This window comes from Rubrobacter sp. M3-4, assembly GCF_059772285.1.
Genome location: NZ_JCBAJP010000004.1, coordinates 28286 through 52747 on the forward strand (window position 1 = coordinate 28286; position 24462 = coordinate 52747).

Genomic DNA, 24462 nt, shown 5'->3' on the forward strand with positions numbered 1-24462 from the left:
AGGGAGGTAACTTTCATGCCGGAGAACGTCAGCCTGCGCGCCGAGGAGCGTGAGCGGAGGGGCAAGAACGACGCCCGGCGGCTGCGGGCCGCCGGGATGCTTCCCGCCGTCCTCTACGGGAACGGCCCGGATGGAGGACGGGTCATGGCCGTACCCGCGAAGGTGATCGACCAGACGATCCACCATCTGGGGGACAACGCCCTCTACGACATAGAGCTTCCGGGCAGCGAAAAGGCGACGGCGAGGATCGTCGACGTGCAGCGCGACCCGCTGACGGGGAGGCTGTTGCACGTGGACTTCGCCCCGGTGAACATGACCGAGCGCATCGAGGTGACGGTGCCGGTCGTCGTCTCGGGCGAGGCGCCGGGGGCCAAGGAGGGCGGCGTGCTGCAGCAGGTCCTCTACGAGGTGCAGGTGGAGTCGCTCCCGGGCAACATCCCGCAGGAGCTCGAGATCGACGTCTCGAACCTCGGCATGGGCGAGAACCTGACGCTCGGCGAGATCGAGCTGCCCGAGGGGGTGACGCTGGTCTCCGACCCGGAGGAGGTCGTGGTGACCGTGACCACGCCGACCGAGATCACCGAGGAGGAGGCCGCGGAGGCCGGAATCGCCGAGGAGCAACCGGAGGAGGCTGCGGAGGCCACCCCGCCCGAGGCGCCTTCCGGCGAGGACCGGGAAGAGTCCGAGGAGTAGCGCCGGGGGCCGGGGCTGGATACGAAGCGGTGGGTCGTCGCCGGGCTCGGTAATCCGGGACGCTCCTACGCGAACACCCGCCACAACGCGGGTTACATGGTGGTGGACGAGCTGGCCGCCCGCCACGGCGGCGCCTGGCGCAGGCGGAAGCGGGCCGAGGAGGCGGAGATCCGCCTGGACGGCTTTTCGGTCGTGCTCGTCAAGCCGACCACGTTCATGAACGATTCGGGCCGGGCCCTCGTCGCCTATTCCGGCGACCGTCTCCTGGTCGTCCACGACGACCTGGATCTGCCCGCGGGCACGGTGAGGGTGAAGCTCGGCGGCGGCGCCGGCGGTCACAACGGGCTGCGCTCGGTGATCGGGAACATCGGGGAGCGGTTCGCGCGTGTGAGGGTCGGGATAGGCCGTCCTCCGGATGGTGTCGAGGTGATCGACTACGTGCTCGGGCGGATGGACGGGGTGGTGAGGGAGACGATCCCGCGCGCGGCGGACGCCGCCGAGGCGGTGATCGAAGAAGGACCCGAGGCGGCCATGAACCGCTTCAACGTACGCCGAAACCAGGAAGGGTAGCACCGCGGGCCGAAGAGACGATATGATGAGCGGGGTTCGGAACGTGCGGGCGCCGGTGTCGTCGGTGCGTGGTGCAGGTTGATGCCCCTCTGAGGGCGTGTGAGGTTGCAGGAAGAATGGAAGAGGGCGTTCATCCAGCGCTCACCGGGGGCACCGCTGGAGAGGAGGTGCCGTCTTGACGAACCCGGCGCGGAGGGAAGAGCAGGAGATCAACCTCTCAGACCCTTCGCTGTACATCAATCGCGAGCTCTCGTGGCTCTCCTTCAACGAGCGGGTGCTCGCTCAGGCGTGGGACGAGAGGCACCCGCTGCTGGAGCGGGTGCGTTTCGTCGCGATCTCCGCGACCAACCTGGATGAGTTCTTCATGATCCGGGTCTCGGGGCTGCAGCAGCAGGTCGCCGCGGAGCTCCCCAACCCGGTGCCGGACGGCATGCCCCCCGAGGAGCAACTCGCGCGCATCCACGAACATACCCGGGGCTTCCTCGCCGAACAACGCGAGGTCCTGGAGAAGGTGCTGATGCCGGCGCTGCGGCGCGAGGGAATAAACCTCGTTCCCTACGCCAGGTTGCGCAAGGCGGAGAAAGAGGAGCTCAGGGAGAAGTTCATCCGGGACATCTTCCCCGTTTTGACCCCTCTGGCCATAGACCCCGCGCATCCTTTCCCGCACATCTCCAACCTCTCGCTCAACCTCCTGGTCGTGCTCGAGGATCGGGGGCGGCGGGTGATGGCCCGGCTCAAAGTCCCGACGACGATAGACCGGTTCATAAGGCTCTCCGGCGGAGAGTCGGAGCGCGGCAATGGAGGGAGGGCCGAGATACGCCTCGTGAGGGTCGAGGAGGTCATAGCCGCGAACCTCGAAGAGCTGTTCCCCGGCAAGAAGATCGCGGCGAGCTACGTCTTCCAGGTCACTCGAAACGCCGATTTCGTCATCGAAGAGGACGAGGCGGCCGACCTGCTGCAGGCGATAGAGGACGAGCTGGAGAGCCGCTGGTTCGGGCAGAGCGTGCGGCTCGTCGTCACCGAGGAGATGCCCCGCGAGTTGCGGGACTGGCTCGCCGCCCACCTCAACATCTCGCCGGATGCGGTCTACGCCGTCCCGGAGCCGATCGGGCTCGGGGATTTCGAGGAGCTGACCCATCTGGAGCGGTCGGATCTGCTCTACCCCCCGATCTCCCCCCGGGTGCCCGATGCCATCCGGCGTTCGCGCTCGATCACCTCGGCGATCCGACAGGGGGACATCCTGCTCTATCATCCCTACGACTCCTTCGCCCCGGTCGTGGAGTTCGTGCGGGCCGCAGCCGGGGATCCGAACGTGCTCGCGATAAAGCAGACCCTCTACCGGGTGGGGGCGAACTCCCCGATAGTCGAGGCGCTCCTGAGCGCTCGCGACGAGCAGACGCAGGTGGCGGTGCTGGTGGAGCTCAAGGCCCGCTTCGACGAGGAGCCGAACATCACCTGGGCCCGGCAGCTGGAGGCGCACGGGGTGCACGTGGCCTACGGGATCGTGGGGCTCAAGACCCACGCGAAGATCTGTCTGGTCGTCAGGCGAGAGGGGCAGGGCTTGAGGCGCTACGTACACCTCGGCACCGGCAACTACAACCCCTCGACGGCCAGGGTCTACACCGACTTCTCCTACTTCACCGACGATCCCGGGCTCTGCGAGGATGCCTCGGATCTCTTCAACTATCTGACCGGGTATTCGGCCCAGCGGGAGTACAAGGCCCTGCTCGTCGCCCCCCTGACGCTGCGCGAGGGCATCCTGCGCCTGGTCGAGGAACAGATAGAGCGGGCCCGGAACGGCGAGCGCGCCCGCATCACCTGGAAGATGAACTCGCTCACCGACCCGCAGATCATCGAGGCCCTCTACCGGGCTTCTCAGGCCGGGGTGAGGGTAGATCTCATCGTGCGGGGCATCTGCTGTCTGAGGCCGGGGATGGAGGGTGTGAGCGAGAACATACGGGTGGTTTCCCTCGTCGGGCGCTTCCTCGAGCACGCGCGGGTCTTCGCCTTCGGCGAAGGAGAGGACGAGAAGATTCTCCTGGGCAGCGCGGACATGATGCAGCGCAACCTCGATCGGCGGGTCGAGCAGGTGTTCCCCCTGCGGGAAGAGCGCCACCGCCGGCGCGTCAGGCGCATCCTGGATCTTCAGCTCTCCGACACCGCCAACGCCTGGGAGATGAAGCCCGATGGCTCCTTCGAGAGGCTGCGTCCTCCCGCCGGGCAGGACCCTCTCGACAGCCAGGCCCTGCTCCTCGAAGACCCGGGCTGAGCGGTGCAGGCTTCGGACGTGGGAAGGGGGGTGCGTGGGGGTGTCTGAGACCGCTGCGCAGGATCACCGGGAGATCGAGTGGCAGTTCGACGCCGCCGACCTCGATGCCGTGGTGGGCTTTCTGGAGGGAAGCGGGCGGGATGACGGGCTCTCCGTCGAGCCGGCGGGGGATTTGCGGATCGTCGACACCTACTATGACACCTCCGACTGGCGGGTCATGCGGGCCGGGTATGCGGCCCGGGTGCGGAGGGTGGAGGGGGACGGTGCGGAGGCGACGATGAAGCTCCTCGCGCGCGGGGATCCCTCCGGCCTGAAGGTTCGGCGGGAGATCTCCTGCCCGGTGGGAGAGGGGGAGTCGCCGCTCTCCGCCGGTGCCGTGGGGGAGCGCCTCGGGTACCTGGCCGGGAACAGGAAGCTCAAGGTGCTCTTCGAGGTGCGCACGCGCCGCAGGGTGTACGAGATATCGCTGGGGGGCCGGCGTCTGGGCGAGGTGGCGCTGGACGACACGAGGGTTTTCTCTCCCGACGGTGGGAGGGAGCGCGAGATGATGCGGGTGGAGGTGGAGGTGGAGGATGCGGCTCACCCGGCTCTCGGATCCTTCGTGGACGGGCTGCGCGAGGCCTGCGGTCTCGAACCGGCCACCCGGTCCAAGTTCGGCACCGGGCTGGAGGTCGCCGGGCTCGAACCCCCCGGCCCGCCGTCTTTCGGTCCGACCGGGTTCGGGGCGGGGTCCACCACCGGCGAGGCGGCCTTCGCCGTGCTTCGGAGGCACTTCGCGGAATTCCTCTCCCACGAGGGAGGGGTCCGGCTCGGGGAGGACCCCGAGGAGCTGCACGACATGCGGGTGGCCGGGCGGCGGGTACGGGCCGCGATCAAGCTCTTCGACCGGGCGCTGCCGGTGAAGCTCCGGTCGCTGGAGCGGGATCTCGGTTGGATCCTGGGGGTTCTCGGCGGCGTGCGCGACCTCGACGTGTTGCTGGAGAAGGTCGAAGGTGGGGAGGTCGATCCTGCGGGAGGGGGAGAAGGTACAGGGAGAGTGGTGGAGGAGATAACGAAGCGCCGGGAGGAAGCGCGCAGGGAGCTGTTACGGGCGCTGGATTCCCGCCGTTACGCGCGCTTCGTCGGAAGCTTCTCGGAGCTTCTGCGTGCGGGGCCGACGAGTTCGGTCGCCGCGCGCCGGCCGGTCCTCGAGAGTGCCCCGAGGATCCTGGGCGGTGCGTACCGCAGGGTGCGCCGGGCGGGAGACGGGTTGACCCCGGGCTCACCGGCGGAGGATTTCCACCGGCTGCGCAAGCGCGCCCGCCGGCTGCGTTACGCGCTGGAGTTCTTGGAGCCCGTCTACGGCAAGCCGGCGCGCAGGCTCGCGCGGAGGCTCAAGGGGCTGCAGGATGTCCTCGGGGAGCACCAGGACGCGTTCGCCGCCGCGGGACACCTGCGGGGGCTGGCTTTGGAGAGCGGGAGGAGGCTGCCGGCCGAGGTGGTCTTCGTCATGGGGGCTCTTTCCGGCGGGTGGCGCGAGAAGGCGCTCGGGGTAAGGGAGGACTTCCCCGCCGCCTACGATCGCCTGCGGGGCAAGAGGTGGAGGAGGCTCGAGGCGAAGATGGAGAGGATGAAGCCCTCCGGCGGGGGACGCGAAGTTTGAGGGTTTGCCTGGTGCGGCACGCCGTAGCCTACGATCGGGATGCCTCCCGCTGGCCGGACGATTCGAAGCGGCCTCTCGAACCAGAGGGGCGAAAGAGGTTCGAGGCGGCCGCGCGCGGGCTGTTACGCGTGATGCCGGAGGTGGATCTCGTGCTCAGCAGCCCGTTCGTGCGGGCCTGGCAGACGGCCTCGATCGTCTCCGCGTTGGGGTGGCCGGAGCAGAAGCCCTGCCCGGAGCTCGAGCCCGAACGTGACCCGGCAGAGGTGCTGGAGGTCTTGCGGGAGCTTCCCGGGGTGCAATCCGTCGCTCTCTTCGGGCACCGTCCGAACCTGCACGCCGCGGCCTGCCACATGATCTTTGGCCGTCGGGATCCCGGGCGCCTGAAGATAAAGAAGGGAGGCGCGCTCCTGATCGAGTTCGGAGGCGAGCCAGGGGTGGGTGAGGGGGTGCTGCGATGGAGCCTCCCTCCCGGACTGCTCCGGGAGCTGAGCGAGGAGCGTTAGGTAACGCCGGGCCGCCGCCACGAGAGGACCGCGAGCCCGCAGAAGACGAGGGCGCTGCCGAGCAGCGCGGGCGGGGTGAGGCGTTCTCCGAGCACGAAGACGCCGAGCAAACCCGCCGTCAGCGGTTCGGCGAGGGAGAGCGTCGTCGCGGTCGCGACCGGAACCAGCCTGAGCCCCCGGCCGAACAGGAAGTATGCCGCGGCGGTGGCCACGATCCCCAGGTGCAGCGCCACCCCGAGCCCGCGGGCCGTGGCGAGCCAGCCGGCACCGGTGAGCGCCAGCACCGGCGAGAGCAGAACGGCTCCCCCGGTGAAGAGCACGGCCATCACCGCCTCCGGTGGAATGCGCTTCAGAAGACCCTTGCTGGCGGTGGCGTAGGCCGCGTAGGAGGCACCCGCCCCTAAAGAGAGCAAGACGCCCGAGGGCGCCACGGAGATCTCGCTGCCGGAGCCGATCAGGAGCACGCACCCCGCGACCGCGAGCGCCGTGGCAAGCGCCCACCGGTACGAGAGCCTCTCACCGTGGACGAAAAATCCCATGAGCCCGCCGAAGACCGGGGAGCTTCCGATGGCGACGATCGTGCCGACCGCCACCCCGGTCCTCGACACGCCGCTGAAGAACAGCGCCTGGTATGCCGCCACCCCCGCACACCCCGTCGCCGTTGCGAAGAGGGGCCACCGGTGCCCGCGCAGCGTGCCGCGTGTCAGCGTGATCGCCAGCAGCGCCAGGCCCCCTATCGTGATCCTCGCCGCCCCGATGGCCTCCGGTGTGGCCGAGGGTGGGGCGAAGGCCCCGGCCGTACCGGTCGTGCCCCAGAGCACGGCGGCGAGGAGCACCAGGTAGTGTCCGGGGACCGCCTTCCCCGGCTCCTTCATCCCCGTGTTTTCGCTCATGATCCCATTTAGCCATCCGGAAGTTGGCGTGTCCAACGAAGGAGTTCGTTGGGATGGAACCGTGGGGCGGATCCGGCGACCCAAGATCCTCCGGACGGTGCGTTCGTCGTGCGCGGTCGGTCTTTTCTCTAAGTTCGGGGTCTCGCTCCGGATCGTCTCAGAGCCCGAAGAGCAGTTCGTACCCGAGGTAGAGGGCGCTCGCCCACATCACGAGCGCCGAGAGACGGCCGAGGTGGGTGCGGACCGTGTCCAGCTTGCCGAAGGCCCTGCCGGCGGCGGACAGAGAGGCGAACCACAGCCAGGAGACCATTATGCTCGCGAGGGTGAAGGCGACCTTCGCGGCGCCATGGTAGGCCAGCGAGCCGGTGCCGATCACGCCTATCGTGTCCAGGATGGCGCCGGGGTTTAACAGCGAGACCGAGAGGGCGAAGAGGATCCGTCGCCTGAGCGTCCCCTCCGCCGCCCGCCTCCACTCTCCGTCGACCGCGGGGGTCTGGCGCCAGTTGGACCAGCCCAGGTAGATGAGGAATCCCATCCCGCCCAGGGTGAGCGCGATCTTCATCGGGGACAAGGAGAGGACCGCGACCGAGACGCCGAGCACGGCGGCGGAGATGAGCGCGGTGTCCGAAAAAGCGGCGGTCAGGACCACGGGCAGGGCCTCTCGGAAGCGGGTTCTGCTCGCTCCTTCGGAGAAGACGAACATGTTCTGGGGCCCGAGGACGACGATCAGGCCCAGAGCCAGCACGAACCCGTGTACGAAAGGCAAAATCAAGCCCCGAGATGTTATCCATCCGATCCCAACCTGGCAAGGCGGTGGAAGCGAGCCCCGCGTTGGAAAGCGGGTGGGACGGGTTAAAATTACCGGGTGAGAAACCCTCTCCGTACGAGATCCGTACAGGCCCCACACCGTATCCGAGCCTACCTCGCCGCCACCGCGGAGAGCCCCGTCGTACTCGTGGCGGGAAGCGAGGAGGCGGCCGAGCGCTACGCCCGCGAGGCGGCGTGTTTCACGCAGGATGCGGTCGTGCACCTGCCCTCGCGTGGGGCTATCTACGGGGACGTCTTCGACCCGCCCGTCGCGAACGTCGGCAGGAGACAGCGGGCGCTGCACGCTTTGGGCCGGGCGCGCATCGTCGTGGCCGGACCGCTCGCGTTCGCCGAGAGGACGCCCCTGCACGAGCCACTTGAGCTCTCCGGCGGCGTGGAGCTGGAGTTCGACGAGGCTCTGGAGAGGCTCGCCCGGCTCGGGTACGAGCGGGTGGACAGGATCTCGCGTCCCGGGGAGTTCGCCGTGCGCGGCGGGATCGTGGACCTCTTCCCGAGCACCCGGCGCTCCCCGGTGCGCGTCGAGTGGTGGGGGGACGAGGTCGAGAGCGTGCGGGTCGTCTCCCTGGCGACCCAGCGGGTCGTGAAGGACCTGAAGGCGGTGACGGTCTACGCTGCGCGCGAGGCCGACCTGGCGGCGCTCGCCGCGGAGAGCTGGGAGGAGCTGCCCGAAGAGGCGCTCCGGGGGGTGAGGGTGGTGGGGCTCGACCGGCTGCTCCTCGGCCTCGATCCCGTCTCACCGCGCGAGCTTTTGCCCGGGGGGGCCGAGATCTGGCGCGAAGAGCCGCAGGAGACGCTGCCGGAAGACCTGGACGGTCTGGTGCGCGAGCTCTACGACACGGCGGCATCCGAGCCGGATCTCGAGTTCACCGGTGCGGAGGATGGCGAGGCGGTCCTGGCGCCGCCGGTGGTGGCGTTCGGGGGTGGGTTGCGGGAGGTCGCCAGGATGCTCGAGGCGCTCGTCGCGGACGGGCTTGCGGTTTTCATCGCCTGCGGTTCGGGGAGCGAGGTCAAGCGCACCGTCTACGCCTTCGGCGAGATCGGACGCGAGGTGAGGGAGGCCGCCCGCGTGGACGCGAGCCTTCCTCCCGGGCTCTACGCCGTACCCGGCGAGGTAGAAGAGGGGTTCGTCTACCCGGAGGACGGGGTCGCGGTCGTCAGGCGCGGGGATTTCCTGGGGAGGAGGGTTAAGGGCCGCAGGGGCGGCCGGACGCCGACGAGCTTCGCCGACCTCAAGCCCGGAGACCTCGTCGTGCACGACACGCAGGGTATCGGGCGCTTCGAGGGGCTCGTGGCGCGGGAGGCCCTGGGTGTCACCCGCGACTACATGGAGGTCAGCTACCGGGGCGGGGACAGGCTGTTCGTGCCCTACGAGCAGATGGACCTCTTGCACAAGTACGTGGGCGGCGAAGGGGCGCGGCTGGACCGGCTCGGCGGGAGTTCGTGGGCTCAGGTCACCGAGCGGGTCAGGAAGCGGGTCAAGGCGCTCGCCGGGGAGCTGCTGCGGCTGCACATCGTGCGTGCCTCGGCCGAAGGGTTCGCGTTTCCGGAGGACACGGAGTGGGAGCGGGAGCTCGAGGAGAGCTTCCCCTACCAGGAGACCCCGGACCAGCAGGCCGCGATCGCCGCGGTCAAGGCCGACATGCAGAGGCCGAAGCCGATGGACCGGCTGGTGTGCGGAGACGTGGGCTTCGGGAAGACCGAGGTCGCGGTCAGGGCGGCGTTCAAGGCGGCGCTCGCGGGCAAGCAGACGATGATGCTCGCGCCGACCACCCTGCTCGTCCAGCAGCACGAGCGCACCTTCCGCGAGCGGCTGGAGCGCTTCGCGGTGCGCGTCGAGAGCCTCTCGCGGTTCACATCCCCGGCGGAGAGGAGGCGTATCCTCGAAGGGTTCGCCGCCGGGGAGGTGGACATCCTCATCGGGACGCACGCCCTGCTCGGGGCGGAGGTGAGGCCGAAGGACCTCGGGCTCGTCGTAGTCGACGAGGAGCAGCGCTTCGGGGTTGCGCACAAGGAGAGGATCAAACAGCTCAAGGCCTCGGTCGACGTACTCACGCTCACGGCCACCCCGATCCCGCGCACGATGCAGATGGCGCTCTCCTCCCTGCGGGACATAAGCGTGATCGAGACGCCGCCGGCGGGGAGGAGGCCCGTGCTCACCCACGTCGGGCCCTACGACGAGGACCTGGTGCGGCGTGCGGTAGAGCGCGAGCTCGGACGGGGCGGTCAGGTCTTCTTCGTGCACAACCGCATCGAGACCATAGAGGAGAGGGCCGAGCAGCTGCGCGGGCTGGTCCCCGGGGCTCGTTTCGCGGTGGTTCATGGTCGGATGCCCGAGCGGGAGCTCGAGGGCAAGATGCGCTCGTTCCTCGAAGGAGAGGTGGACGTGCTCGTCGCCACGACGATCATCGAGACCGGGCTCGACGTGGGGACGGCGAACACGCTCATCGTCGAGCGGGCGGACGCTCTGGGGCTCGCGCAGCTCTACCACCTGAGGGGAAGGATCGGACGCTCCTCCGAGCAGGCCTACGCCTACCTCTTCGCGCCGCTCGGGGCGACGCGGGAGGCCCAGAGGCGGCTCGAGGCGCTTCTGGACTTCACCGAGCTCGGGAGCGGGTTCGCGGTCGCGATGCGGGACCTCGAGATCCGGGGCGCGGGCAACCTGCTCGGTGCGGAGCAGTCGGGGCACATAGCGGCCGTGGGCTTCGAGATGTACCTGCGGCTTCTGGAGGAGGCCGTCGAGGAGGCGCGGGGGAGGCCCGCAGCGCGGAGAGACGAGGCGCCGGTCGTGGTCGAGGTGCCGCTCGACGCGTACCTGCCGCCGGACTACGTGCAGGACGAGATAGAGCGGGTCTCCCTCTACCAGCGGGCCTCCGGCGCCGGGAGCATCGAGGAGGTCGAGGAGCTCGCCGAAGAGCTCGCCGACCGCTTCGGGGAGCCGCCTGCTCCCGCGCTCAACCTGCTCGGGATCACGCGCGTCAAGCTGCTCGCGAGGAGGGTGGGGGCCAGGTCCGTCTCCTACCGGCAGGGGACGCTCACCATCTCCGGGGTCACGCCCGATGCCAGGGCCGTTTCGGCCCTCGAGCGGACGACCGGGGCGGAAGTGTCGAGCCAGGCCGGCCGGATGCGGGTTCGCGGTGCCGCAGGAGAACCGCTCGAGGTCGCCGAGCGGGCGCTCGGGGCGCTCGGGCGTACCATGCTATAATCGCGGGCGTTTTGGGATCCAACCAGCTCGAGGTGAGATCTTGCGTTTTCTGAGCGGATCGTGGCGCCAGCGATCTCTGGTGACGTGGGGGTTGATCCTGTTCCTCGCCGCGGTGCTCTCCGGTTGCTCCGCCGCTTCCACGGTCGCCAACGTCGAGACGGGCTCGAGGAAGGTGGCCGTCTTCGACGGCGGTCAGATCACGCAGAGCGATGTACAGAAGCAAATCGACGCGCTCGCCCGCCAGAGCGGGCTCAAGGAGGCGCCGCAGCCCGGCTCCGCCCAGTACAAGGCCGCCGTCTCGCAGGTCATGCCCCAGCTGGTGGACACCAAGATCGCCGAGGCCTACGCCAGAGAGCACGGGATCTCCGTCTCCAGCGGGGAGGTTCAGAAGGCCCTCGAGAACTTCAAGAAGCAGGCCGGTCAGCAGGCCCGGCAGCAGTTCGGGAAGAACCTCAGCGACGAGGAGGCCTTCCGGCAGGTGCTCAAGGGGTACGGGATAAACGAGAGCCAGGCCCGGCAGCAGATCCGGGTGGGGCTTCTCGTACGGAAGGTCGAGGACAGGGTCACGGGGAACGTGAGCCCCTCCGAGAAGCAGATAAAGAGCTACTACGAGAAGAACAAGGCCCAGTTCAAGGTGCCCGAGCGCCGTTGCTTCAGCGCGATAGTCTTCGCCCCGGACAAGGCGAAACAGAAGAAGCAGGCCGAGAAGGTGAAGAGCGAGCTCGAGAAAGGCGGGGACTTCGCGAAGCTCGCGAAGAAGTACTCCCAGGACCCCCGCAGCGCGAAGAAAGGGGGGAAGGTGGGGTGTGTCAGCAAGGGGCAGATCTCCCTCTCCGCGCTGGACAAGGCGATCTTTTCGGCGAAGAAGGGGAAGGTCTCCGGGCCGATCGAGGTCAAGAACCTCGGCTACTACCTGATCGAGGTGACGAAGATAGAGCCCGGGCACACCACGCCGCTCGAGAAGGTCGCCCCGCAGATAAAGCAGCACCTCGCGCAGCAGGAGCGGGCCAGGGCCTTTCAGAAGTGGCTCGAGCAGCAGAAGAAGTCGCGTGACGTGAAGTACCTGCCGGCCTACAGGCCGCAGGGATCGACCTCCTGAAGGCTCTGGCGCTCTGCCTCCCGAAGGCGTAGAGTAGAGGGGCGACGAGCCTTGCATCCGAGAGACAGGAGGGTAGCTTCATGACGGAGATCGTCTCGGTCCGCGCGCGGGAGATCCTCGACTCCAGAGGGAACCCCACGGTCGAGGTGGAGCTCATCACGGCCAGCGGGTTCGCGGGCCGGGCGGCCGTGCCCTCCGGGGCCTCCACCGGGCAGAACGAGGCGGTGGAGCTGCGGGACGGCGAGAAGGAGCGCTACGGCGGCAAAGGCGTGCGGCGGGCGGTCGAGAACGTCGAGACCGAGCTGGCCGAGGTGGTCGTCGGGATGGACGCCACCGACCAGCGGGCGCTCGACCTCGCGATGATCGAGGCCGACGGCACGCCGAACAAGGGCAGGCTGGGGGCGAACGCGATCCTTGGGGTCTCGATGGCGGCGGCGAAGGCCGCGGCCGAGGCTGCGGACCTGCCGCTCTACCGCTACCTGGGCGGCGCGGGCGCCTCCACGCTCCCGGTTCCCTGCTGCAACATCCTCAACGGCGGGGCGCACGCGGCGAACAACGTGGACTTCCAGGAGTGCATGGTCGTCCCGGTCGGCTTCGAGAGCTTCTCGGAGGGCATCCGGGCGGTCTCCGAGATCTACCAGAGCCTCAAGAAGCTCATCGGCGAGAAGGGGCTCGCCGGCGGCATCGGGGACGAGGGGGGCTTCGCCCCGGACCTCTCGAGCAACGGCGAGGCGCTCGCGCTCGTCGCTGAAGCGGTGGAGCGGAGCGGATATTCTCTGGGGGATCAGATCTGCTTCGCCTTGGACCCGGCGGCCTCGGAGTTCTACCGCGGCGGCGTCTACGAGCTCGCCGGGGAGGGGAAGAAGCTCTCGAGCGGGGAGCTCATCGGCTACTACGAGGAGCTCGCCGGGGAGTACCCGATCATAAGCCTCGAGGACGGGCTCGCCGAGGAGGACTGGGACGGTTGGGCCGAGCTGACGAAGCGGCTCGGCGGCAGGATGCAGCTCGTGGGGGACGACATCTTCGTCACCAACCCGAAGATCCTCGCCCGCGGCATCGAGCGAGGGATAGGGAACTCCATCCTGGTGAAGGTCAACCAGATCGGCACGATAACCGAGACGCTGGAGACGATCGAGCTCGCGCACAAGGCGGGCTACACCACGATGATCAGCCACCGCAGCGGCGAGACCGAGGACACCACCATCGCCGATCTCGCGGTGGCGGTCAACGCCGGGCAGATAAAGAGCGGCGCTCCCGCGCGGAGCGAGCGTGTGGCCAAGTACAACCAGCTCCTCCGCATAGAGGAGTCGCTCGGGGAGGCGGCGATCTACCCGGGACGCACCGCGTTCGAACCCCGCGGAGGCAGGAGCTAGAGAGATGCGGCGCACCAAGATAGTCGCGACTTTAGGGCCCGCGACCTCCTCCGAGGAAGCCATAGAGGCGATCCTGCGCGCCGGCGTCGACGTGGTGCGGTTCAACTTCAGCCATGGGGACCAGGAGATGCACCGGCACAACGCAGAGGTCGTGCGCGGGGTCTCCGCCCGGCTCGGACGCAACGTGGCGATCATGCAGGACATCCAGGGCCCGAAGATACGGACGGGGGAGGTCGAGGGGGACACCGAGCTCGTCGAGGGGCACCGGGTGGTGATCGCGCCGGGGGATTTCGTCGGGGACGCGAGCCGGCTGCCGACCTCCTACGAGCGGATCGCCGAGGACGTCGAGCCCGGGCACAGGGTGCTCATAGACGACGGCCTGATCGGGCTCGAGGTCGAGGAGATAAAGAACGGCGAGGTCGTCTGCAAGGTGATAGAGGGCGGACCCGTCTCCTCGCACAAGGGCCTCAACTTCCCGGACTCCTCGCTCTCGATCCACGGCCTCACCGAGAAGGACGTGGAGGATCTGCGTTTCGGGGTCGAGGTGTTGAAGCCCGACTGGATCGCCGCCTCCTTCGTGCGCACGGGCCAGGAGGTGCGCGACATAAAGCACCTCATAAAGGAGTTCGGCGACGACGTCCCCGTGATCTCCAAGATAGAGAAGCACGAGGCCATAGACGACATCGAGGAGATCATAGAGGCCTCCGACGGGGTGATGGTCGCGCGGGGGGACCTCGCCGTCGAGCTCTCGGCCGAGCGGGTGCCGATCGAGCAGAAGCGCATCGTCGCCCGCTGCCGACGCCTGGGACGCCCGGTGATCGTCGCGACCCAGATGCTCGATTCGATGATCCGCAACCCCCGTCCGACCCGCGCCGAGGTCTCCGACGTGGCGAACGCGATCTTCGACCGCACCGACGCGGTGATGCTGAGCGGGGAGACGGCGGTGGGCCGCTACCCGGTGCAGAGCGTGGAGGAGATGGACCGGGTCTGCCGGGCGGCGGAGGCGGCGATCAACTACGGGAGGGACATCGCCGCCTCGGCTTCCTGGGGGCGGGGCGACCGTTACGACGCGGTGACCCACGCGGCCTGCGAGCTGGCCGAGGTGCTCGACGCGGAGGCGATCCTGACCGCCACCCAGAGCGGGCTCTCGTGCATCCGGGCGGCGCGCTTCCGGCCGCCGAACCGCATCCTCGCGGTGAGCCCCGAGGAGAGGACCGTGCGCCGCCTCGCGCTGGTCTGGGGGGTGACGGCCATCCAGGGGGAGCAGGCCGGCTCGCTCGCGGAGCGCTTCCGGGAGGCGATCGAGGCGGCCGAGAGCACAGGGTGCGTGAAGGAGGGGGACGAGATCATCGTGATCGGGGGGACCGCCGGGCCCGTGCCGGGCTCGACCAACACCCTGCAGGTCCACACGGTGGGCGAGGACCGGTGAGACGGCGCGCCCGGCACCGGTACCGTCCGGCGGCCGTGGTGCTCTACGCCGTGCTCATCGGGCTGCTCCTGTCGTCCTACGTCTCGCCGCTGCGCCAGATCTTCGTGGACCGCTCGGAGATCTCTTCCCTCCAGCAGAGCCTCGCGCATCTGCGGGAGCGCAACACACGGCTGGCCGATCAGGCGCGGAGCCTCCAGACCCCATCCGGGATAGAACGGGCCGCGCGCGAGCGCTACGGGATGATAAAACCAGGCGAGAAGGTCTACGTCCTGCGCGAGCGTGGTGGAGAGAAGTAGTCCGCAGGACATGGAGATCGTCGCGCGCCAGCTCGGGCGCGAGCCCCGGCCCTTCCGGGTCGCCGCCCGCTGTCCCTACGGCGCGCCGAGCGTGATCGAGAACGAGACCGGACGCGAGATGCCGACCCGCTTCTGGCTGACCTGCCCCAGCCTGGTGCGAGCCGTCTCCAGGGTGGAGTCCGCCGGAGGGGTCAGGCAGGCCTGGCGGGAGGTCGGTCCCGGGGTGGTGGAGAGGATCCACGAGGAGCACCGCGCCCGCTACGGGAGCCGGGTCGCCGGCGTCGGGGAGGGTGGCGGCGTGAAGTGCCTGCACGCCTTCACCGCGCTCCATCTCGCAGGGGCCATCCCGAATCCAGTCGCGGAGTGGACCCTCGATCGGGTGGACGAACCGTACCCGAGGGGCGGGTGTTGCTCACTCTGAGGTGGCTTTGGCCGCCGGGTTCGTTGCTGGTATATTCTTGAACGACCCGGGGGCGTAGCCCAATCGGCAGAGGCAGCGGACTTAAAATCCGCCCAGTGTGGGTTCGAGTCCCACCGCCCCTACTCCACCCCTTCTTGCCTATCCCGGCGGCCCCGGGGTCTCTGCGGGACGCTAATCGTTTTCTCAGGATCGCGGGTTGCAATCCCGGGTATGAGGACTCCTGAGCTGAAGCGTGGGGGGGTGTTAGAGCCGGCGGGTGATCTCCGGGACGGGACGGCTCCCACCGTCTCCCGCAGGGGCTTCCTGAAGCTGGGCCTCACGCTGGCGGGCGTGGTCGGGTTTCTCGGGGCCGACGGGAGGATGCCTCCACCTGCTCCACATCGAACGGGACGGGCGAACGCGCATGTCTCACCCGCCGTACTCGAGCTGAACGACGGCTGGGAGTACGGGCGGCTCGAGGAGCCCGGGCTCTGGCCTTACCGGGGGCCTTCCCGCTACGAGGAGGCCGTGCTCCCGCACACCGTCGTGCGTCTCTCGTGGTGCGACTGGAGGCCCGAGCGCTGGCAGCACCTGTGGGTCTACCGGCGGGAGGTGATCGCCGACGGGAACGCCCTCGCCGGGCGCGTGTTCGTGGAGTTCGCCGGGATCCTGACCGGGGCCTTGCTCTACGTTAACGGGCGCTTCGCCGGCAGGCATCTCGGGGGATACGTGCCGTTCGAGCGGGAGATCACGCGCTTTCTCAGACCCGGGAAGAACGAGCTCGCCGTGGTCGTCGATGCCCGCTGGGGACAGAACGTCCCACCCGACAGGCCTCGGCCCTACGGGCCCGCCTCCATCGACTACTGGCAGCCGGGGGGCATCTACCGGGAGGCGTACCTCAGGGTGTACCCGCAGACGTTCCTGGCGTACCCGTTCGCCCGTCCGGCCGACGTTCTCGACCCGGCGCGCAGGCGTCTAGAGGTCGAGTGCCTGATCGACTCGGCACGGAGGACGCCTTCTCCCGTGCACGTGAGGGCCGAGCTTCTTCAGGGCGGGAGCGTGATCTCTGAGAGTACCGTCCGACTCCCGGGGTTGGAGCCGGGCCGCAGGAGGGTGCACCTCACGCTCGCCTCCCTCGGAGACGTGAAGCTCTGGGACGTGCGGAGCCCGAACCTGTACGACGTCGCCCTCAGCCTGATCCTGGCGGGGCGCGTCGTCCACCGCCTCCAGACCCGGACCGGCTTCCGGGAGGCACGCTTCACCAGGGAAGGTTTCTTCCTCAACGGGCGCCGCCTGAAGCTCTTCGGTCTCAACAGGCACCAGTTCTATCCCTACGTCGGGGGGGCGATGCCCGCGCGGGTGCAGCGCAGAGACGCCGAGATCCTCAAACGAGAGCTCAACTGCAACATGGTGCGCTGCTCGCACTACCCGCAGTCGGAGGCCTTCCTCGACGCCTGCGACGAGCTCGGGCTGATGGTCTGGGAAGAGGCCCCGGGCTGGGACTACATCGGCGATGCGAGCTGGCGGGGCTACGTCCTGCGGGACGTGCGGCGCATGATCCTGCGGGACCGCAACCACCCCTCGATCGTCATCTGGGGAACCCGTCTCAACGAGACGCGCAACGATCCCGCGCTCTACCGCAGGACGCGCGAGATCGCGCGGGATCTCGACGGCTCGCGCCCCACGACCGGTGCGGTCAAGCGCGCCCCCGAGGAGTCCGGGGGGATCAAGGAGAGCCGGAAAGGAAGGGAAGAAGACCCATACTCGACGCGGAGCTTCGCGGAGGACGTCTTCTCCTTCAACGACTACACCAGGAAGTACGTCCGGAGCAGGACGGGGAACTTCCGGCTGCCGGTGCTGAGGCCGCCGAGGGTGGACATGCCCTACCTGGTGAGCGAGGCGATAGGTGCGATAGTCGGTCCGCACTTCTACCGCAGGATCGACACCGGGCGCGTGCAGCAGGAGCAGGCGATACTGCACGCCGCGGTACACGACCGGGCCGCCTCCGACGAACGCTACTGCGGGCTGCTGGCGTGGAGCGCCTTCGACTACCCCTCGGGCCACGGCTACTCTTTCCGGGGGGTGAAGTGGACCGGCGTCTGCGACGTCTTCCGGGTCCCCAAGCCGGGGGCGGCCTTCTACCGCGCGCAGGTCGATCCTTCGGTGCGCCCAGTGATCGAACCGGCCTTCTACTGGGACTTCGGGCCGTACGCGCCCCCGGGAGGACCCGGCCGGAAGTCCACCATCTGGTCCAACTGCGAGCGGCTGGAGGTCTTCGTCGGGGGGAGGCACTTCGCCTCGCTGCTCCCGGACCGCGCGGACTTTCCCCACCTCGAGTACCCGCCTTTCGTCGTGGATCTCACCGTGGACGGTTCGGGGTACCCCGAGCTCAGGATAGACGGCTACGTCCGGGGACGGCGCGTCATCACGCGCAGGTTCTCCTCCGACCCTTCGGGGGACCGTCTGCTCCTCAAGCTCGACGACGATCGTCTCCTCGCGGACGGCTCGGACATGACCCGGGCTTACTTTCAGGTGGTGGATCGCTACGGCGCGCCTCGCTACCGCGCCTCGGGCCGGGTCTACCTCCACCTCAGCGGACCCGCGCTGCTGGTCGGAGACAACCCGTTCGACCTCGGAGCCAACGGAGGAACGGGGGCCGTCTGGATCAGGTCGAAAAAAGGTGCTTCGGGACGGGTGCGCCTCGTGGCGAGATGTCCGCTGCTCGGCTCTTCCTCCGCGAGCCTCTACGTCCTCCCGGCGGGATAGGCAAAACTTTATCGAATGTTTACCTCCCTCTCAGGAAATTCTAAGGCTGCGTCTGCAGACTCATGGTTCGCCATGCGGGAGAGACCGGACGGACGGGTTCCAGGGCGACTCCCCGGCGGGGAGCCGGGAGGGAGTGCCGCCGGTATGTCCTGTGGTCCGAGATGAGCAAGAACGTGCTGCAGACGGGTGATCCGATCCGGGCCCCTGGTCCCGCCTGGGGGCTACGGACCCGGCTGGTTCTGGCGGGGGTCGGCGTAGAGGCCGACGCGGCCGTCGTGGAGCTGGTAGATGCCCTGGAGAGACACAGCGCGCAGACCGCGGAGCACTCCCGCCGCGTGTGCTCGCTCGCGGGCAGGATCGCCCTCGCCATGGACCTCCCCTCCGAAAGAGTCCGCGCCGTCGCTCTCGCGGCCCTCCTGCACGACGTCGGGAAGCTCTTCGTCCCGGAAGACCTGCTCGCCGGGGAGGAGGCGCTGGACGAGCGGGGGTGGGCCCGCATGAGGCTTCATCCGGAGCTCGGCGCGGCGCTGGTGCACGAGGTTTTGCCGGGGACGGAAGTCCCGCACGCGGTGCTCTCCCACCACGAGAGGCTCGACGGCAGCGGATATCCGTCGGGGCTCCGGGCGTGTGAGATCCCGCTCGAGGCCCGGATCATCGCCGTGGCGGACGCCTACGATGCGCTGGTGAACGAAAGGCCCTACCATCGTCCGCTGCCCCCGGAGGTTGCGCTCGACGTACTGGGTGCTGCGGCGGGGCTCACGCTGGACGGGTGCGTCTTCGACGCCCTCTCCGCGCTGATCCTGCGGAAAGGGCGCTCCGGGGAGGCGGGTTCGCCGTGAAACGCCGGAGGGTGGCGACGTTCTTCTCCGTGGCCGCCGTGCTGCTCGTCGTGGGGGGCGGGGCCTTCGCCGGCTACAACTACTACATGTACCGCACCCTCTGGGGTGACCCCAACGTCAACCACGGCGCATCGGGGACCGTGCAGACCCACTACTTCTACTCCAGGGCCCTGGGAGAGACGGTGCGGTATCTCATCTACCTGCCCCCGGGCTACGGGGCTCTGCAAAACCACTTCGAGCACTACCCCGTCGTCTACCTGCTGCACGGCTCTCCCGGCCGCCCCGAGGACTGGGTGAACGTCGGCGGGATCAAAGACAAGATGGATACCCTGATCTCCGAGGGCAAGGTCCGGCCCATGATCGTGGTCATGCCCCAGGGCAACCCCTCGCAGTTCTCCCCCTCCTCGGAGTACGTGAACGGAGCGGAGGGAGATTGGGCGACGTACATCACCCGGGATCTCGTGCGGCAGATAGACGAGCACTACCGCACGGTGGATGGCCCCGGCGGACGGGCGATAGCCGGGCTCTCGGAGGGAGGATTCGGAGCCGCCAATTTGGGCCTCAAGCACCGCGGCGAGTACGGGGTGATCGGGAGCTTCTCCGGGTATTTCAAGATGTTCCCGAACGACGCCAGGCGTCTCTTCGGGCACCGGGCCCGCGTGGAGGCCCGCCGCAACAGCCCGATGGACTACCTGAACCATCTGAAGGGAAAGCTCCCCGCCTTCTACCTCTACGCCGGCAGGAGCGACGGCGTGTTCCTCCGCCAGACCGAGCAGTTCGCACACGAGCTCGAGCGCAGGCACGCGGACCTCTCCTTCCACGTCTACAGTGGCGGGCACTCGTGGGCTCTGTGGAGGGCCCACCTCTCGAGTTTCCTGATCTTCGCGAGCAGACATCTGGAGTAGGAACGGGAGCGTCTTCCTGTGAGAACGGAGATCGAGAAACGGCCCCTGCGCAAGAGGATCGGTCCTCTGGTGGAGACGCTGTCCGGGCACATCCTGCCGTGCACGGCGAGAAGATGGGCCGTCCGGCTGGTCGCGCTCGCAGCCCTTTACAACGGCGTGCTGGAGATACTCTGGGTCCAGATCGTGCGGGTGCCGGAGAGAAACATCTCCTCCAGCCTGCCCTTCGGTCTGCACTACTGGAACCGGACCCTGAGCCTCGTCTTCGGGCTCGCCCTCGTCTACCTCTCGCTCAACCTCTGGCGACGCAAACGTGTCGCCTGGCAGCTGGCCACCGCCAGCTCGGCCGCGATCATCGTGGGGCACCTGTTCTTCCGGGTGATGAAGCTCTACCGGGGGGTGCCCCACCACGTGCACCATCCGGAGCACTGGTTCGTCGTGCCGGTGTTGACCCTCGCCCTTTTGCTCGCCTTCCGCGGGGAGTTCACGGTCCGCAGCGAGCCGCGCAGCATGAAGCGCGGCCTACTGCTGATGGGGGGGAGCCTGCTGTTCGCGCTCGCCTACGGCACGCTCGGCTTCTGGCTCCTCGACCGGCGGGACTTCGGGACGAACTTCAGGCTCGCCGCGTCGTTCGTGCAGACGCTGCGTGCCTACGCCCTGCTCGGGACCGGACTTCCCAGACCCCGTACGGCGCAGGCGGAGTGGTTCTTGGACTCGCTGGGCTGGACCGGCCTGATGAGCGGCGCGTTCGCCGCCTACAGCCTCTTCAGGCCGCTCTCCTACCGGTACAAGGTCCTTCCGCACGAGCGGGAGAGGGCCGGCAAGCTGCTGCACCGGTACGGGGGGACCTCCCTCGACTACTTCAAGCTTCAGCCGGACAAGTCCTACTTCTTCTCGAAGGACGGCTCCGCTTTCGTTGCTTACGGTGTGGCCCGGGGTGTCGCGCTGGTGTTGGGCGATCCCTCGGGCCGTCGGGAAGCCTTCGCGGGGCTCGTAAAGGACTTCCTCGATTTCTGCACCGACAACGGGTGGATGGCGGCGTTCTACGAGGCCGAAGAGCATCTCCTGCCGCTCTACGAATCTTTCGGGATGCAGGCGGTGCTCATAGGCGAGGAGGCCATCGTGGACCTCGCCCGTTTCGGCGAGCGGACGTCGCATCGCAAGTGGTTCCGCTACGTGGTGCGCAGGCTCGAGCGGGAGGGGTATACCTTCGAGCGGGCGGAGCCCCCGCACCGGGGGCCTCTGCTGTCGGAGGTGGAGGAGGTCTCCCGCGCCTGGCTCTCGCTGCCCGGCAGACGTGAGCGGGGCTTCACGATAGGGTCCTTCTCCCCGGAGTACGTCGGCGGCACGCCGCTCTTTTTGGTCCGGGACCCGGACGGCCGCGTCGTCGCCTTCGCCAACGAGGTCCCCTCCTACAAGGAGGGCGAGGCCACGATAGACCTCATGCGCCACAGGCCGGAGGTGCCCAACGGTACGATGGACTACCTGCTCACGAAGACCATGCTCCACCTGAGGGAGCGGGGATACAGGACCTTCGATCTGGGGCTCGCCCCTCTCTCCGGTACGGGGGGGCGTCCCGGTGCGCCGCTGGAGGAGAGGATCCTCGGGCAGCTCTCCGAGCCTCTCACGCGCTTCTTCTCCTACAAGGGGCTGAAGAACTACAAGGCGAAGTTCGAGCCTCGTTGGGAGAGGCGCTTTCTGGTCTACAGGGGGAGGTTGAGCGGGCCGACCAGGGTGGTGCTCGCGCTGGTGATGCTCACCGAGGGTGGATGAGGCATGAGCCGGTGGAAGGTTCTGGCGGGTGTGGCGCTCCTCGCCGTCGCCATCCCGGCGGGGGCCGTCCTGGTCGTACAGGCCCGGGGTGATGTGAGCGGGGTGCTCGTACGGGCCCGGCCCTGGCCGGTCGGCGCGGCGTTGCTGCTCACCGCGGCATCCTACCTCTTCCTCAGCGGATCGTTCGCCGTGCTCGGACGCGTCTTCGGCGTCTCCCTCGCCCGGAGGGAGCTGTTTACGGTAGGGTTCGTCTCCTGCGCGCTCGGTTATCTCACCTCCGCCGGAGGGGCCGCGGGCTACTCGCTCAGGGTGCTCGTGGCGAGACGCCGCGGCCGGCCGGCGGAGAACATGCTCGCCGCCTCGATGGCCCACTCGGTGATGAACAACCTGATCCTGGTGCTGCTCGTCCCGGCCGGGGGGATCCTCCTGCTCGGCAGCGCACGCCTTTCGGTGGGGTGGGGAGGCGTGCTCTTCGCCGGGATCCTGGCGGCGCTGGCGGCGCTCGTCTCGGTTCGGAGGGTCAGGCTTCCGTTGTGGCGTGCGTTGCAGGGGACGTTCGCGGGGGGGTTCCTCGGGCGGCTGTGGGGCGAGATCCGCGGAGGGGTCGCCCTGCTCCGCTCCAGACCGCGCAACGCCCTCGTGCCGCTCGCCCTCTCGGTCGCCGATTGGGGGTGCAGTGCGGGGGCGCTCTGGTTCTGCTTCGATGCGTTGGGGTACCACCTCGCACCCGCCGTCCTCCTCGCCGGCTTCGTCCTCGGGGCGGTGGCCGGCGCCGCCTCGATGGTTCCCGGCGGGCTCGGTGTGCAGGAGGCGTCGATGTCCGCGCTCTTCGCTCTGCTCGGCGTACCTCTGGGCAAGGCGGTCCTCGCCGCGTTGCTGTTCCGGATCGTCTACTACGTGCTGCCGTTCATGGTGAGCCTGCCCCTGTACCGGGGGCTTCTCCGCCGAGAGGCCGTCACCAGGGTGCCGGGTGGCGGGTATATAATCCCCGCCGGAGAAGAAAGCTACCCGAAAGAGGAGGTGAGCGATCCTTGAGCCACGCGGACGAAGGCCCGAGTAGTAGAGGGTCGCTCGCCTCGCGCCCGATCACCGGGTAGCGGCCCGCTCCCCACCGGAGCGTCATCCCACCCCGGGGAGGGCGTGGTTGGTCGACCATCCTGCTTCCCCGGGGTCCGTGCTCGAAGGATCCTCGCCTCCTGAGTCGATGCGCTCACGGAGAGGAGGTGGAGAGTGTCTCAGAGAGTGCGGACTTTCCCGAGCCGGCAGGCTCTCGGGAGGATGCCCTTCGGGATGGTGGACGTCGTGGTGCTGGCGGGCGTCTTCCTGTTGCTGTTCGCGGTGGTGTGGGCCGGGCGGGGTATGGTCTCCTCTTTCACCCCCTCGCGGCCGGTGCGGGTGAGCACCGATCCGGCCGAGCTTCCCTACTATGCGCTGCGCAGCGCGATCCGGATGTTCGTGGCCCTGTTTTTCTCGGTCGTGTTCACGCTGGGCTACGGATATCTCGCTGCTAAGAGCCGCAGGGCCGAGAAGGTTCTCGTGCCGGCTCTGGATATCCTGCAGTCGGTGCCCGTGCTGGGCTTCCTCTCTGTGACCGTCACGGGGTTCATAGCGCTCTTCCCCCACAGCATGCTGGGCCTGGAGTGTGCTTCGATCTTCGCCATCTTCACCGCGCAGGCCTGGAACATGACGTTCAGCTTCTACCACTCGGTCAGGGCGCTGCCGCGCGAGCTCGACGAGCTGAGCCGGATGCTCAGGCTCACCCGCTGGCAGCGCTTCTGGAAGATCGAGGTGCCGAACTCGATGGTCGGGTTGGTGTGGAACGGGATGATGAGCTTCGGTGGGGCGTGGTTCTTCCTCGCCGCCTCCGAGTCGATCAGCGTGCTCAACCACGACTACCAGCTGCCGGGTGTCGGCTCGTTCGCCGCCGAGGCGATAAGGAAGGGGAACCTGGGTGGGGTGGTCCTCGCGATAGTCACGATGGCCTTCATGGTCGTCGCGATAAACTTCCTGTTCTGGCGCCCGATCACCGCGTGGGCCGAGCGCTTCAAGGTCGAAGAGGCGGAGGCCGCCGAGGTACAGAGATCCTGGGTGCTGGAGGTGCTGCGGCGTTCGATCTTCGCGTCTCTCGCCGGGTCAGCCTGGGCGGTCGTGACCGAACCGCTCGGCAGGATGATGCGGATACTGGGGCGCGATGGGGAGTATCCGTCGGGGGACGGGTTGCCTGGCGGAAGGAAGCTCCCCGGGCGTACGGGGGACTTTGTCTTCGCCGCCTTCGTACTCCTCCCGATAGCTTACGGGATCTACCGCATGGCTGACTACGTGCTCAGGGGGGTGGGGCTGGGTGGTCTGGGTGGGGCTTTCCTGCTCGGCGCGTTCACGCTCGGACGGGTTTTCGCCGTGCTCGTTTTCGCGACCCTCGTCTGGGTGCCGGTGGGGGTTTGGATCGGGCTCAACCCCAGAGTGGCACGCCTGGCACAGCCGCTGATACAGGTTCTGGCGAGCTTCCCGGCCAACCTGCTCTTCCCCTTCGCTACGCTGCTCTTCTTGAAGTACGGTATCAGCCTGAACCTCGGCGGCATCCTTCTGATGGCACTCGGTTCGCAGTGGTACATCCTGTTCAACACCATAGCAGGGGCCATGGCCATACCGACCGACCTGCGGGAGGCGGCCGAGGCGAGCGGGCTCAGAAGGTGGAAGAGGTGGCGGTACCTGATCCTCCCGGGCATATTCCCGGCGTACGTGACGGGGGGGATCACGGCGGCCGGAGGGGCCTGGAACGCTTCGATCGTGGCCGAGGTTGTGCGCTACGGTGGCACCACGCTCACCGCCTCCGGCCTCGGGGCTTACATCACCCGGGCGACGGCGACCGGGCAGTGGCCTCAGATCCTCACCGGCGTTGCGGTGATGAGCCTCTACGTTGTGGCCTTCAACCGCCTGCTCTGGCGCAGGCTCTACGCTCTGGCAGAGACCCGTTACTCGCTGTAG

19 protein-coding genes and 1 tRNA gene are annotated in these 24462 nt (G+C 68.3%); 18 read left to right on the plus strand and 2 right to left on the minus strand.

The genetic code is table 11. The features are described from left to right. Window positions 1-15: 15 nt before the first annotated feature. The 5 genes from AC6EKW_RS05635 (at window position 16) to AC6EKW_RS05655 (ending at window position 5677) form a co-directional block, all read left to right on the plus strand. A complete protein-coding gene (locus AC6EKW_RS05635; RefSeq protein WP_273888366.1) occupies window positions 16-693 on the plus strand; it encodes a 50S ribosomal protein L25 in 678 nt (225 codons plus the stop codon). Between the two features lie 15 nt (window positions 694-708). Beyond that, the gene (pth, locus tag AC6EKW_RS05640) at window positions 709-1263 is read left to right on the plus strand and encodes an aminoacyl-tRNA hydrolase (protein WP_498514009.1); all 555 of its coding nucleotides are present in this window, start codon (window positions 709-711) and stop codon (window positions 1261-1263) included. Window positions 1264-1438: 175 nt separating this feature from the next. Then, entirely contained in the window at window positions 1439-3532 is a 2094-nt protein-coding gene (ppk1, locus tag AC6EKW_RS05645; protein ID WP_498513886.1) for a polyphosphate kinase 1, read from the plus strand. A 40-nt stretch (window positions 3533-3572) separates the two neighbouring features. Then, entirely contained in the window at window positions 3573-5174 is a 1602-nt protein-coding gene (locus AC6EKW_RS05650) for a CYTH and CHAD domain-containing protein (protein ID WP_273888368.1), read from the plus strand. Window positions 5175-5185: 11 nt separating this feature from the next. After that, on the plus strand, window positions 5186-5677 hold the full coding sequence (locus AC6EKW_RS05655) for a SixA phosphatase family protein (protein ID WP_273888369.1): 492 nt from the start codon (window positions 5186-5188) through the stop codon (window positions 5675-5677). Here AC6EKW_RS05655 and AC6EKW_RS05660 read toward each other — a convergent pair. After that, window positions 5674-6570, minus strand: a complete 897-nt coding sequence (locus AC6EKW_RS05660) for a DMT family transporter (protein ID WP_273888370.1) — start codon at window positions 6568-6570, stop codon at window positions 5674-5676. The genes AC6EKW_RS05655 and AC6EKW_RS05660 overlap by 4 nt on opposite strands. Window positions 6571-6727: 157 nt before the next feature. Continuing rightward, window positions 6728-7336 (minus strand): LysE/ArgO family amino acid transporter, encoded by a 609-nt coding sequence (locus AC6EKW_RS05665; RefSeq protein ID WP_498513887.1) that lies wholly within the window; start codon window positions 7334-7336, stop codon window positions 6728-6730. Between the two features lie 189 nt (window positions 7337-7525). On the opposite strand from AC6EKW_RS05665, the gene mfd reads away from it, so the two are divergent. From mfd to AC6EKW_RS05730, 13 genes are all read left to right on the plus strand, one after another. Continuing rightward, complete coding sequence (gene mfd, locus AC6EKW_RS05670; RefSeq protein WP_498513888.1) at window positions 7526-10600, plus strand: transcription-repair coupling factor; 3075 nt, start codon at window positions 7526-7528, stop codon at window positions 10598-10600. A 40-nt stretch (window positions 10601-10640) separates the two neighbouring features. Then, the gene (locus AC6EKW_RS05675) at window positions 10641-11699 is read left to right on the plus strand and encodes a peptidyl-prolyl cis-trans isomerase (RefSeq protein ID WP_498513889.1); all 1059 of its coding nucleotides are present in this window, start codon (window positions 10641-10643) and stop codon (window positions 11697-11699) included. An 80-nt stretch (window positions 11700-11779) separates the two neighbouring features. Continuing rightward, entirely contained in the window at window positions 11780-13072 is a 1293-nt protein-coding gene (gene eno / locus AC6EKW_RS05680) for a phosphopyruvate hydratase (RefSeq protein WP_273888374.1), read from the plus strand. A 4-nt stretch (window positions 13073-13076) separates the two neighbouring features. After that, window positions 13077-14501 carry a pyruvate kinase gene (gene pyk, locus AC6EKW_RS05685; protein ID WP_273888375.1) on the plus strand — a complete coding sequence of 475 codons (1425 nt, stop codon included), beginning with the start codon at window positions 13077-13079 and terminating at the stop codon, window positions 14499-14501. After that, entirely contained in the window at window positions 14498-14797 is a 300-nt protein-coding gene (locus AC6EKW_RS05690) for an FtsB family cell division protein (RefSeq protein WP_498513890.1), read from the plus strand. Before pyk ends, AC6EKW_RS05690 begins: the two co-directional genes overlap by 4 nt. Continuing rightward, window positions 14784-15218 carry a DUF501 domain-containing protein gene (locus AC6EKW_RS05695; RefSeq protein ID WP_498513891.1) on the plus strand — a complete coding sequence of 145 codons (435 nt, stop codon included), beginning with the start codon at window positions 14784-14786 and terminating at the stop codon, window positions 15216-15218. Before AC6EKW_RS05690 ends, AC6EKW_RS05695 begins: the two co-directional genes overlap by 14 nt. Before the next feature lie 48 nt (window positions 15219-15266). Further along, window positions 15267-15340 (plus strand) — tRNA-Leu (locus tag AC6EKW_RS05700). 88 nt (window positions 15341-15428) lie between these two features. Beyond that, entirely contained in the window at window positions 15429-17963 is a 2535-nt protein-coding gene (locus AC6EKW_RS05705; protein WP_498513892.1) for a glycoside hydrolase family 2 protein, read from the plus strand. Between the two features lie 161 nt (window positions 17964-18124). Further along, on the plus strand, window positions 18125-18802 hold the full coding sequence (locus tag AC6EKW_RS05710) for an HD-GYP domain-containing protein (protein WP_273888379.1): 678 nt from the start codon (window positions 18125-18127) through the stop codon (window positions 18800-18802). Continuing rightward, entirely contained in the window at window positions 18799-19707 is a 909-nt protein-coding gene (locus AC6EKW_RS05715; RefSeq protein WP_273888381.1) for an alpha/beta hydrolase, read from the plus strand. The genes AC6EKW_RS05710 and AC6EKW_RS05715 overlap by 4 nt, the downstream gene beginning before the upstream one ends. Before the next feature lie 18 nt (window positions 19708-19725). Then, complete coding sequence (locus tag AC6EKW_RS05720) at window positions 19726-21477, plus strand: phosphatidylglycerol lysyltransferase domain-containing protein (protein ID WP_273888382.1); 1752 nt, start codon at window positions 19726-19728, stop codon at window positions 21475-21477. Window positions 21478-21480: 3 nt separating this feature from the next. Continuing rightward, the gene (locus AC6EKW_RS05725) at window positions 21481-22512 is read left to right on the plus strand and encodes a lysylphosphatidylglycerol synthase transmembrane domain-containing protein (protein WP_273888383.1); all 1032 of its coding nucleotides are present in this window, start codon (window positions 21481-21483) and stop codon (window positions 22510-22512) included. A 243-nt stretch (window positions 22513-22755) separates the two neighbouring features. After that, entirely contained in the window at window positions 22756-24462 is a 1707-nt protein-coding gene (locus AC6EKW_RS05730; RefSeq protein ID WP_420542065.1) for an ABC transporter permease, read from the plus strand.